This is a genomic window from uncultured Nostoc sp. (assembly GCF_964245445.1).
Lineage (GTDB): Bacteria > Cyanobacteriota > Cyanobacteriia > Cyanobacteriales > Nostocaceae > Nostoc.
In genome coordinates this window covers 19,685-31,182 of sequence record NZ_CAXTNE010000064.1, presented here as the reverse complement: position 1 = coordinate 31,182, position 11,498 = coordinate 19,685, and the positions used below count along the sequence as shown (strand labels likewise).

Annotated in this window: 8 protein-coding genes and 3 pseudogenes; 4 read left to right on the top strand and 7 right to left on the bottom strand. The window is 41.6% G+C overall.

Annotated features, from left to right (window positions below):
- Window positions 1-281: hypothetical protein (locus ACFE90_RS13470; RefSeq protein ID WP_375501239.1), on the bottom strand; the 281-nt coding region annotated here is incomplete at its 3' end.
- A gap of 517 nt (window positions 282-798) precedes the next feature.
- Here ACFE90_RS13470 and ACFE90_RS13465 point away from each other — a divergent pair.
- A pseudogene (locus ACFE90_RS13465) lies at window positions 799-1,080 on the top strand (DDE-type integrase/transposase/recombinase); the annotation flags it as partial.
- On the opposite strand, the gene ACFE90_RS13460 reads toward ACFE90_RS13465, so the two are convergent.
- Together ACFE90_RS13460 and ACFE90_RS13455 are read right to left on the bottom strand one after the other, a co-directional pair.
- Window positions 963-1,586, bottom strand: a complete 624-nt coding sequence (locus ACFE90_RS13460) for a LysE family transporter (RefSeq protein ID WP_375501237.1) — start codon at window positions 1,584-1,586, stop codon at window positions 963-965. The pseudogene ACFE90_RS13465 and the gene ACFE90_RS13460 sit on opposite strands and share 118 nt — an antisense overlap.
- Window positions 1,587-2,410: 824 nt before the next feature.
- Complete coding sequence (locus tag ACFE90_RS13455) at window positions 2,411-3,697, bottom strand: FAD-dependent oxidoreductase (RefSeq protein ID WP_375501235.1); 1,287 nt, start codon at window positions 3,695-3,697, stop codon at window positions 2,411-2,413.
- Window positions 3,698-3,706: 9 nt separating this feature from the next.
- Between ACFE90_RS13455 and ACFE90_RS13450 the strand changes: the two genes are divergently transcribed.
- The gene (locus ACFE90_RS13450) at window positions 3,707-4,102 is read left to right on the top strand and encodes a hypothetical protein (RefSeq protein ID WP_375501233.1); all 396 of its coding nucleotides are present in this window, start codon (window positions 3,707-3,709) and stop codon (window positions 4,100-4,102) included.
- A gap of 31 nt (window positions 4,103-4,133) precedes the next feature.
- Window positions 4,134-4,589, top strand: coding sequence for a ribonucleotide-diphosphate reductase subunit beta (locus ACFE90_RS13445; protein ID WP_375501231.1), 456 nt, complete (start codon window positions 4,134-4,136; stop codon window positions 4,587-4,589).
- A gap of 83 nt (window positions 4,590-4,672) precedes the next feature.
- On the opposite strand, the pseudogene ACFE90_RS13440 reads toward ACFE90_RS13445, so the two are convergent.
- Both ACFE90_RS13440 and ACFE90_RS13435 read right to left on the bottom strand, forming a co-directional pair.
- Window positions 4,673-5,320: pseudogene (locus ACFE90_RS13440) on the bottom strand (DUF4346 domain-containing protein); the annotation flags it as partial.
- A gap of 44 nt (window positions 5,321-5,364) precedes the next feature.
- Complete coding sequence (locus ACFE90_RS13435) at window positions 5,365-5,577, bottom strand: hypothetical protein (protein WP_375501229.1); 213 nt, start codon at window positions 5,575-5,577, stop codon at window positions 5,365-5,367.
- An 800-nt stretch (window positions 5,578-6,377) separates the two neighbouring features.
- Between ACFE90_RS13435 and ACFE90_RS13430 the strand changes: the two genes are divergently transcribed.
- Window positions 6,378-6,533 carry a hypothetical protein gene (locus ACFE90_RS13430; RefSeq protein ID WP_375501227.1) on the top strand — a complete coding sequence of 52 codons (156 nt, stop codon included), beginning with the start codon at window positions 6,378-6,380 and terminating at the stop codon, window positions 6,531-6,533.
- 208 nt (window positions 6,534-6,741) lie between these two features.
- Here the strand turns inward: ACFE90_RS13430 and ACFE90_RS13425 are convergent, their stop codons facing one another.
- Window positions 6,742-9,678 (bottom strand): CHAT domain-containing protein, encoded by a 2,937-nt coding sequence (locus tag ACFE90_RS13425; protein ID WP_375501225.1) that lies wholly within the window; start codon window positions 9,676-9,678, stop codon window positions 6,742-6,744.
- Window positions 9,679-9,758: 80 nt separating this feature from the next.
- Window positions 9,759-11,498, bottom strand: a pseudogene (locus ACFE90_RS13420) (hypothetical protein); the annotation flags it as partial.

Sequence of the window (11,498 nt, the reverse complement as noted above, 5' to 3'; positions counted from 1 at the left end):
CCCCTGCCCCCTGCCCAAACGAAGTAAGGCATCTCACAAAATCGCATCGCTCCCCTTTGGATTGAGGCAGTGGCAACAAAGTTTCCGTCTTGAGTGAACGTTGTAATCCCACGAAATGAACCGAAGTTAGCAAAGAGTGTCGTCAGGTATGTGCCTGTCACAAATTGACGACAATCCTTTACGGATTCAGCTTTGGCTTTGGGCAGATTTACTAAGATCGGAATAGTAAGTGCTGACAATATACAAATCGTTAACGTGGTAAAAGCATTACGAGTTTTCATCCTAAACTATCCACTTATAAGTAACAAACACATGAAAAATTCGGTCTACTTAATTTAGATTCTTACTAAATTCTCAATAGCGCAATCGGAAAAAATCAGGTATTCGTAGACTGAATTAACTTAGTAAGTATGAAAAAATCGGCTAAAATCAGGTTTACAGGGTTGTGTTGCAAAAACTAGGGCTGGTCTGGTAGAAATGTAGTTATGCCAATAGTTTTGTATCAAATTTAGCCCATTAATGAACCAAAAAGAACCGATTTATTCGGCGTCATTTCCAATCTGAGATCATATTGCTATGTGTGCGGGGGAGCAATGCGATATCCACTTTCGTATCGGCTGGAAGAAATGATGGGAGAGCGGGGACTATTGATAGACCACACTCTTTTTGTATCGTCGGGTACAAGCTTATGCACCAGAAATTGAGAAGCGATGCAGACCATACTTGAATCAAAGCAATGATTCTTGGCGCGTAGATGAGACATACGTGAAGGTAAAGGGTGAATGAAAATATTTATATCGAGCTGTGGATTCATCTAGTAATACTATCGATTTTATGTTGAGTGCCAAGCGCGATACACAAGTCGCACAAAAATTTTTTCGTAAAGCCCCCTTTAGAATTTTGCTTCACTTCCACCGCCTCAGGATATCCAGCTATGTTTACGCAGAACACCACCAACACCGTCAGCGCAATAACATATACAAACCTTTGGTAGCTAACACTAACGCTAACACACTCAATAAACCAGCATTCACTAACCACAACTTACTCAGCAGATCTAATGGTAGTCTCCGCATCTGATGTGCTAAAAATACAAGCCCAACATGTAATAGTATAAAGACTCCATAAAAACTAACTAAAAATACAGTAGCCTCCACAGCAGATTTCTTCCAAGCCTCTACAATTAACGGTCCACCAACAGTACCCCAAAAAATGTATAGACCTGGGCTGCTAACGTTTATCAATACACCATGCCATAAGCTCCAGTTCAATCTCTTGTGCGAATCATCATTAAACAAAAGCACCAAGCCGGACTTTGTTTGGCTTAACAGCGTCCGAGCTAGGTAAAGTAAAAGAGCAGATCCTAATAAATTTATGAGACCTAGCAGAGTATTAGGTAAATGGTGCAGCAAAAGCGTCACTAGCAAGATGATAGGAGCATCACTGAGTAGGGGAGCTACGGCAACTCGCAAGCCAGATCGCCAGCCACGAGCCAGTGACTCAGTAAAAAGGTAAATCTGAAATCCACCCGGGGCAATTGCAGCAGAAAAGCCTAGGATAATTCCTTGCAAAATAAAGCTGAACATAGCTTATTCACGGTAGTATACAGGTCATCAAGAAGATTGGAAAAACTCAAGTACAGAGTACGACAGATCCAACGTGAGCATTTTGATTAAAGTTTAATTTTTTGTTAATAAAATTTTTATTTAGCTGTAATTCTATTTCTAAAACCACTGTTGTGTACCGATTTTAGTCATTGCATTGTAACTGCTAAGAGATATACTGATATATTAGTTAATTGCCTATAAACGTATGAAATTCTTGATTTGTCATGAATTATCCCTCTTCTGTCACTTTCTGGAAGGATGCTCGCTAGAAGCCTTATGAGGGCATCAATACAAGCTATACTATTAGAAAAAAATCGGTTTTGTATTTGTTATTAGAAAAGAATCGCGCGATGCCTGCGGCGGGCTACGCCTACGCTTTCTGGCGTTAAAAAGTTTTTGGCTGGTGGCGGCATAGTTGCTTTTCAATGCTTTTCCATTTTTATTATGCAACTTAAGTGCCGATTAGCTTACTTCCTGCCACAAACCTTTCCATAAGGAGCAGAAGTCATCAACATCGCAAAAAATCTGTGTCACATCCAACCGAGATACAATAGATTCAATCGCTGAGACACCCTTTTATCATGTAATTACAGTCTCAGCTTTTTTGTACCTTTTTCAACCCGTCGAACTCACGTACAGTTAGTGAACTCGAACATTGTCTAGTTTTTCATAAAGATAGTTGATTTTGAGGGTTGATTACCCGCTTAGCTCTTCACCTTCTCAAAATTAAGCATGATTAGTTATTACTTTTTTTATTACTACAAATGAATAAAAATGAAATTAGATACGCAATTGAAATCGTCTCAATGAATATCTGAGAGTAAAAGCTTTTTATAATTTTTAGTTATGGTTGGAACTGATGCTTTAATAAATCCCTTAATAATTATCAGTGCTGCAATTATTATTATTAGCACATCAATTCCCAAGAGCTTTGCAACACTATTTTGTAACTTGTAGCGTTTTAGGGCATCGCTATAAGGCATTGTTGTATGCACTATTAGAGTATACAGTGGAAACCATAACTTTGGCAAAAGCCGATTCAGTAAAATATTAGCTTCTTTTTGCGCGATAAATAGTGGTGATTTTGCCTTATCCCGAAGTTCGACAAAATTCTGCTTTGATAGTTGAGCCAGAATATCTGTATTGGGCTTGCGAAGCTTTTGATACTCCATAAATGCTAACTCCCAATTTTTTAAATATTTACCAATACAATCATTTAGTACTAAGCAATCCTCAAATGCTGCGTTCATACCTTGGCCATAGAATGGGTAAACAGCATGGCAGGCATCACCTAAAAGTACGATACGGTCATTGTAGTACCATCGGGAAGTATTTATCGTAGTAAATTCAGCAGTACGACTGCGTAGGAATTCATCAACAAGTGTAGGTATTAACGTTATGACATCGTCAAAGTTAGCTTTAAAAAAAGTAAGCACATCACTCTCAGTCTTTAGAGACGCAAAGCTAGGATCGCCCTCAAAAGGAAGAATTAGGGTGCATGTCAATGAACTATCAAGGTTTGGCCATGCTAAGAGCAAGCATTTTCCACGCGGCCAAATATGTAGTGCTTTGTTCTCCAACATTAATGAACTATTTGAGCTGCTAGGAATCGTCAACTCTTTATAACCACAGTCAAGAAACTCTTGATAATAATCGGCTCGCTCGCCGCGCTGCATCTGCTGTCGAATAGTAGAAAAGGCTCCATCAGCACCGATAATAAAATCTGAATTTACACAAAACATTTGATTGGTTTGTTGGTCTAGGATGTGAACTGTTCCACTATTTTTTTCTACCCTTACGCACCGCTTATTGAAGAACAGTTTCACATTAGAAAAAGTCTGTGCCAAGTTCATTAGTTCGATATTTAGGTCATGACGCTTAAACGAGTAAAGAATCTCGTCGTCATTTTTTCCATATAGTTGAAACATAAGCTCGCCATTAAAAGCATGAATCATTCGCCCCTTCACAGGGACACTTTTTTGTAAGATCGCATCGACTAAGCCCAATCCTACATTCTCTAAAGCATGTAAACCTCTTGTCGATAGGGTCATATTGATTGAACGACCTTGCTCAACGCGTTCGCTTCGCATATCTCCCCGATGTTCGTAAACTTCGATATTAAAACCACGTTTTCCTACCAACAATGGATTGATACAGGAATTTCGATGGAATTGTTATTTAACCTGAACGCTGGAGTCTATTTCCCCGATGAACCTGAGCGCACTCTTGTGGCTGTCGATATTTTTGAAACCCTAATGCTGGCTTGGGAATTGGGTTGTAAAGCAATCTACTACATTCGCACTATCCAAAAAGACAGTTTCAAAGAATCGAACGAGCAATGTGTTGCTTGTGCAAACTCAATACCAGTCAACAGTAAACAGTTACTTGTCCTGAGCGAAGTCGTACCCCTACGGGGAAGCAAGCTACGCAAAGCGTCTCGCAGAGAAGTATCAGTTATCAAGCATAGGCGATGGGCATTGCCCATTGCCCAATAAAGAAGTGAAAACTAATCAAAACAGAATTGAAATGTACCAACCAAGCCAATCATTAATGCCGATTAATCCCGTTTTCAATCCGAACGGGAGTGATAATACATCAAACCGTTTAATATGGTTTGGGGAAACTACAAATATAATCCAACTCAATGATGTTCGCTACTCGTGGGCTGTGTCTCTCTACCGTCAAATGCGAGAGAACTTTTGGGTTCCCGAAAAGATTGATATTACTCAGGACGTAACAGATTACGTCAATCTCACACCTGGAGAACGACGTGTATTTGATGGTATTCTCAGTTATCTGACTTTTCTTGATTCGGTGCAAACCTGTAATGTGCCTCATATTAAAAACAGCGTGACTGCACCAGAAATTGTATTGTGCATGACAGAGCAAATTTCCCAAGAAGCAATGCACAATCAGTCTTATCAATACATCATTGAAACGGTGATTCCGAGCGATCGCCGTACACACGTCTATGATTTTTAGCGTAGCGATCGCATTCTCAAACAACGATGTGAATTCATCGCCAGACTATACCAAAAGTATGTCGATAACCCGACACCAGAAAATTTGACCGTTGCAGGGATAGGCTTTCCGGTTTCTGGATCGATAGCCAATCCTTGCTCATTAATTTCATTGGTAAAATGTTTCGCACAAATTAAGCCTGCTCCCCGATCTAAGTAGATGATAAAGTAACCTGCCGGATCGAGTTCTAAAAATCGCTTGGATAGTTTGTAGTCAATTGCTGATCTAGAAATATCCGTCCGGGGATAAGACCAATTTAAGATAGTTACAGGAGCCGTCAACATCCTTTTTACAGGTTTTTCCGTCAAAGATTGTGCGACTTTAAACTCACGTACCGTCATTGGCGCAGTCCTAACCACATCACCATAAATAATTGGTGGACGAACATAACGGCTACCGTAGCTTTGCACCCAACCATTTTCAGTGAAAGCGAAGCCTGATAACTGCTGTCCAAAAAATTCCACCATATCGGTGCGTTCAAATTCACCATGAACTAAAACATCTAATCCTAATTCCTCTTGTAGTTTAATGCTATCGGCAATTTGAACATCAATTGCAGCTTCATATTCTGACTGACTCAATTCACCCCGTTTGTAACGCATTCGGAGTTGGCGAACTTCAGAGGTTTGGGGAAAGGAACCAATTGTGGTTGTCGGGAACAGCGGAAGCGAAATTTGAGAATCAAGCCGCAATCCATAGGATAAGGAGCGCTGAATATCATCAGTCTTCAGAGTTTTCAGTCTTTCTTGAACTGACTGATTTGCTGGATTAAACTCCTCGAACTTACTTTTTCAGTAGTAAAAGTAGTTTGATACACCTTCTCCGATTCGGTTTTGGCTAAGTAAATTACCACTTGGTGCATTCGTTTATTGGGAAAACGGCGATACACTCTCAAACGATAATCAGCCATCCGAAAAGGCATATCTTCATCGGGTTTGGGACCATGCACTGATAAATCGTCATTTAATCAAACCTTGGCTTGACCTCTTACTGGAGAGTAGCGTTATTACTCAAGTCAAAGGGCTTTCTCGCGATCAGCAATATCAAAAATTGCTAGAGCAAACAGACCCTAACTTTGATTTTGAGCGTGTGGTTTTGCAAGAGATTTATTAACGGGGCTACAAATTACCCGATGCTGCACAGCAATTTATTCCAGAAGCGAACTGTAAGCCAGATTTTGTTTATGAGGAGAAGGCGATCGCTGTTTTTTGTGACGGTTCAGTTCATGATAGCCCCGATAAGCGCAAGCAAGACAAGATCGAAAGGGATAATCTTAGGTATAACAGTGGTTACACTGTGGTAAATCTAAACCATGATGAAAATTGGCTAACAAAGTTAAATATTTTAGCGAGTTTGTAATCCAATAATTCGTATTTATTCTTCTTACCCTTTATATTTTGTCAATTAATCGGCAAGCCGGAACCGCGTAAACCACGAGCATTAAACACTATTTGGAATCTGGATGAAGTTGAGACTGGATTAGCAGATTATCAAATTGCTGCGAGAAAGATTTGCAACATTTATGCTAGTGCATATCCAGAGGCAGGACTACAATTACCTTCCTTAGAAAAGGTTGAAAGTTTTGTTGAAGAGTTATTTGATATTCACCCTGCACTGAGTGGTGTATGCTTTTGGCGCATTCTAGTAACCGCACTTGTTACTTATTTTGATGACCATTTAGAAGGAGAAATTAGAACAGCAGAAACAATATACGGTGATGTGATGGATCGCCTCCGGGAGGAATAGTTTATGAGTGCAGATGCACGACGACTTATAGAATCCCTTCGTTCAGGAATTCCACCTGAAGGTCAACAGTACGTGGACGGCAGTTTTTATTTTCAGGCGGAAGCAAGGTCAATAATAATTCCCACTGTTCTAATGTTAAGTCGCTTGGGTAAGATTTAGTCATAGCTCGTTTAACGCTGTCGCATTTGTTTCTACTGTTTCTACTGACAAAGTATCGTTACGCGAACCTTTTTTTACTTTCAAAACATCTTCTAATGAGGAAACATATCTTCTTTGCATTGATGATTCAATATAAGTAAAATCCTCCTTGCTGCTCGATGGTGATGTCGTTGGGATATAGAGGCTAGTTAAAACTTGAACACCCCATTTACAACCAATTACCTACTAAGACAAATGGTGCCCAGTAGTAAGGATGGCGATATTTTGGCGATCGCAACAAAGACAGTTGAGCTTGGCGAAGTGCCTCAGCTTTGGTTACTCCAGGTTTGTTTAATTCTGAATACAACTTGTTCATGAGTTCGGCTGTAGATTCATCTTGTACTGACCAAAGCGTTGCTAATGTACTACGTGCCCCGGAACGTACCGCTACCCCTGCAAGTCCTAGAACCGCACGCTGATCGCCGACTGCGGTTTGACAAGCACTCAAAATCAACAATTCCAAAGGACTGCGACCAGGGCGATCGCCTGTTTGCAATAATTGGTCTAATTCTTTAACATTGATTCGACCATCCCAAGTCAGTAAAAAGGTGTTTTCAGCCTGAGAAGAAAACTGACCGTGAGTTGCTAAGTGAACGATGGAAAAAGGTACATTGTTGATTTGATTTTTGAGCCGCCTGCGGGTAAAGTCTTGATTTAAGAGAACTTCTGTGGGAACTACCTCAGCAATTTCTTGAACTTCCTGTTTCACCGCTGGTAGTGGGGAAAATCCAAGTCTTGCCTCAGCCAAACCTCCAGCTAAAGTTTGCAATTTATTTGGCGAAAGCGATCGCGAATACAACAGCTGCAAACCTGGACTCAAAGCTAGGTTATATTTTTCAATCAGATACTGCTGCTGCTTTTGGTCATAAAGTGCTGACATCGGCACTCCGCGCAGCACTCCATCTAGTACAAATACCAAAGTTTTAATCTTATCTTTTTGCAGTTCTGCCTCAACTGGACGAATTAACCAATCATAAAGAGTTTGTCGTGCCCCAATTCCAGTAGAGTCAGAGACATAACGATTTAAGCCCAAGAACAGCTCGTCAAAGACGCGATCAACTTCCCTAGGCTGAGAAGCTATTAGAGGGGTTGCGTAGTATTTTAAGGGTTTCTGAGGTCGAGACAAAATCAGAGCGAGTCGATCTGGCAAAATAATCGAATAGATAACCGCAGCAGTGGGATCTAATTGGTCGATTGGTTGGGGTTGGCTGGTTACACAAGCTTCCCGAAAGAAATTAGTCAGTTCTGCTAGTTGGAGTGCTTCTATGACATCACGGGCTTGCTTAAGATTCTCCTGACTAATCTCTGTTGGTGTCTGTTGAGAACCAGGTTGTAAAAGCAAATTGACTAACTCTCGGTAAACTGGTTCTACAGTGTCACGAAAAGTAAATTGAATTTCTGGGTTAATCCCTACCAAGTCTTGACGTAAGGACTGAAGAGTTTCATAGGCTAAGGTGTAGGCTTGCAGTGCGCTTTTTTGCTCTCGCTGAGTTTGGTAAATTCGTCCTAGTTGCCATTGCCACAGATATGTAAAACTAGAATCATTAAAAGCAGATTTCTGCTGCAAAGCTTGTTGAGTTAATTGTCGTGCCTCTGCCAATTTTCCCGTTTGCTGGTAAACTCCTCCTAGATAACCACGAGCATCAGCTTCGGCTTGCCTATCTTTTAATTGTTGAGCTTGGTTGAGGGCTGTTTGTAAAATTTGGCTAATTTCCAGCCACGCAGGAGTTTTTGAGGATTCAAGAGTCTTAGCACCAGCGCTTGTAGATTTATTCTTGATGACGTTACATAGTTGCAGAATCGGGGATACAGCATTTAATGTTTCACTTAGTTGCGATCGCAGACACATCAAACTCTGAGCAAATTTGATACGAGCATAGACGGTTGGATGGCTAGCAGGTAAGTTATTGAGGTTGAATGTAATCTCAGACAATAGGGTTGGGACTTCAGACCATTGTTGAGTTTGTACCAAGAGGCTAAATCGATTTAATTGTGCTTGGCTTTTGATGTCTGCTGAAATAGATGATTCCGCTTGGCGATAGCAACTAGCCGCCTGTTGATAAAATTGCATAGCATTGTCTGTACTAGCTCCTGGAATGCATTCTATAGACTGTGTAGACGGCTGTTTGCTGTTTTTTTGCAACTGCATCTTTTTGTTACCAAAGGCTCGCGCTGTGTTGCCTAAACTCAGGTAAGTAGCAGCCAAATTTGCGGAGTCACCTGATTGTTGAGCTAATTGTCCAGCTGTTAATAAAACCGTTTGCGATTGTTCGAGTTGACTAATAACTCGTAAAACATTACCGAGACTGCGTAAAGCCAAGATATTTAAAGAAGGATTTCCTTTGTTGATACGTTCTTTCAAAGCTGGCAATTCTTCCTTGGCGATCTGGCAGTTTTGATAATCCAGCTCTAAAACTTTTAATAAAGTCTTGCAAGCCCTTGGGTAAAGACCTAAATCTTGCATCGCTTGGGCTTGGTTAATCTGGTTTTGAATTACGCCGTTTTGATTGCCGAGAGTTTGATAGATTTGGGCTGCTTGTTGCCAAGTTGCAAGAGCTGCTTCTGATTCTCCCACTGCTAGTTGCAGCTGTCCTTGAATGTCTAAAGTAGAACTGAGGATTTGCGATTGCTCTGGTGTCTTTGCTTGTGTTTGGAGAATATTTAAGCTAGCGGCGATCGCTCCTTTGGCTTGCTCCCACCTGCCGAGTTGTTGGGCAGTCAAAGAAAGATTGCTCAACGCCATTGCTTGGTTGAGTTTATCTTCTCGCGTTGCAAAAGCCGCAGCAGCTCGTTCCCAAACGCTCAAGGCTGACTCAAATTGCCTATTTTCGTAAAGCGATTTGCCTTGTTTGACCAAATCGAGAGCCTGCTGAGATTGAGCGATCGCAGTTGATGCCCAAACATGATTATTTAGCAGCACTCCACCCAAAGACAAGAAAAATAACAAAGCTACCAGAATTAGGAACTGAGGACTGGGTACTGGGGACTGGGTACTGGGGATTGGAAAATTACTTTTTATTGTTCTACGGTTACTTGGTGAGAAAAATGCTCTGAGCGTAGGCGTAGCCCGTCGTAGACATCGCCATACGTGCTGTTTCTTACCCATACTTTATTGCTCTTGTCAAGCTATGCTTTCGTTAAACCTTTACATCCTTCTGCGTTTAAAAGTTATTCTCCTTATTTTCCTCACCATCCAGGACAACTACCCAAATTTTTAGGTAAGCGATTATTTCCAATAACGGTAGGATTGTAGGCGGTAAGAACGATTTCTCCTTTATCGTTGAACACCCATCCTTGAGCTGGCACAACTTGGCTGGAAATTTGGGATTTGAAATTATCCCCAGAAGAAGTTTGCTGTACTGGTTTGGTATTCCTATCGCTTGCGACTGGTTCAACTAAACCAACCTGAGTAGCGCCCCGACTCAAGTCTTCATTGGGACTAGGAGGTAAACCACCACGTCCGGTAATAGTGAATTCACTACCAACACCTCTGCTACAGGGATTTTGAGCAATTTGGTCATTGGGATCGACAACATTTGCAGGTAATTCTACTAAATTCTGGCTGGGATCGATCGGTTCATTGATGTTCACCACTCCCGGATTGCCACCAAATTCTGAACTAGCGGTGATGTCATTGAACAAATCTCTAGGGCGATCGCTCAATTCAATACCAAAGATACCAGTAGCTGTGATATCAACACGACCGCCATTACCATAAGTTGCATTGGCGGTTATATCACTACCCTTTGGTTTTGAGGGTGATGCAACCAGAAATTGAGTATTAATAAAAATGTCCCCGCCAGTGCCAGTTGCTCCTGGTTGGCTTTGGGTGCCTGCGTTGGTAGTAATTTTACTGTCGCGTTGCAGCTGCAATAAATCTGCTATTTGCAAGGTGATACTACCGCCTGTTTCTTTAGCGGTTTCGGCTGAGATAGTTCCCCCGTCTAACGTCAAAGAGTTGGCTTGCACAGATATATCGCCTCCGGTTCCGGTTCCCTTACTATTCACAGAAAGTTCGGCACCATTTTGAATCAGCACATTTTTGGGGGAGCCAAGCACGAAGATATTACCGCCAGCACTGTTAGAAGTGTTTTCAGTCTGAGCTAAAACTGCGGTTCCTAAGTCAGAGAGAGTAAGGCTATTTGCCGCATTCAGTTTGATATCACCTGCTTTTTTGGAACTAGCTGAAGTGTTAGTGCGGATTTGTCCATTACTGGAGAGGTCAATAGTGTTAGCCGTGACATCGATATTACCAGCATCCCCATTACCGTTAGTATTAGCACTGAGAAAAGCGCTATTGGTTATTCTAAAGCTAGGAGTAGAGATTTGAATTCCTTGTGAGTTACCTTTTGCTCCAGATCCCACTTCACTAGTTGCAGCAGAGCTGCGTAAGCCATTTCGAGATTTTCCATCAAAGAATACACCGTTATTAGTGGTTATTTGAATCGGGCCTGAGTTTCCCTTACCTAACGTCGTAGTATTCAGTTGAGCGCCAGTACTCACCTCAAGGTTAGCTGCATTAATACCAATACCTCCTGCTTTCCCCTCAGCTCCAGCAGCTACTTGACTGTTTGCCAAACTGCCGATTCCTTTGCTTGATTCTCCATCAAAAACTACTTTCCCACGAGCATTGATTTGAATCCTACCAGCGTCGCCTATTCCTTGTGTACTGGCATCTAGAAGCCCACCATTGGTAATTGCAACGTTGCCTGCATCAATTACAATTCCTCCGGAGTTGCCTGTCACTCCTGGTTGGACTTGGCTGAATGCAGAACTCAAAAAACCTTTGCTAGATTCCCCATCAAAGATAACGTTTTCACGAGCAGTAATTTTGATGGGGCCTGCATTTCCTGTCCCAAGGGTATTGGCTGTTAGTTGAGCGCCGTTGAGTATTTCAACATCACCCGCATTAATCTCAATCCCGCC

What these genes read in the sequence shown, in the direction of transcription:
- ACFE90_RS13455 (WP_375501235.1), bottom strand. Translation starts at nt 3,697, where the DNA reads ATGCGAAGCGAACGCGTTGAGCAAGGTCGTTCAATCAATATGACCCTA.
- ACFE90_RS13430 (WP_375501227.1), top strand. Translation starts at nt 6,378, where the DNA reads ATGAGTGCAGATGCACGACGACTTATAGAATCCCTTCGTTCAGGAATT.
- ACFE90_RS13445 (WP_375501231.1), top strand. Translation starts at nt 4,134, where the DNA reads ATGTACCAACCAAGCCAATCATTAATGCCGATTAATCCCGTTTTCAAT.
- ACFE90_RS13460 (WP_375501237.1), bottom strand. Translation starts at nt 1,586, where the DNA reads ATGTTCAGCTTTATTTTGCAAGGAATTATCCTAGGCTTTTCTGCTGCA.
- ACFE90_RS13450 (WP_375501233.1), top strand. Translation starts at nt 3,707, where the DNA reads ATGTTCGTAAACTTCGATATTAAAACCACGTTTTCCTACCAACAATGG.
- ACFE90_RS13425 (WP_375501225.1), bottom strand. Translation starts at nt 9,678, where the DNA reads ATGGGTAAGAAACAGCACGTATGGCGATGTCTACGACGGGCTACGCCT.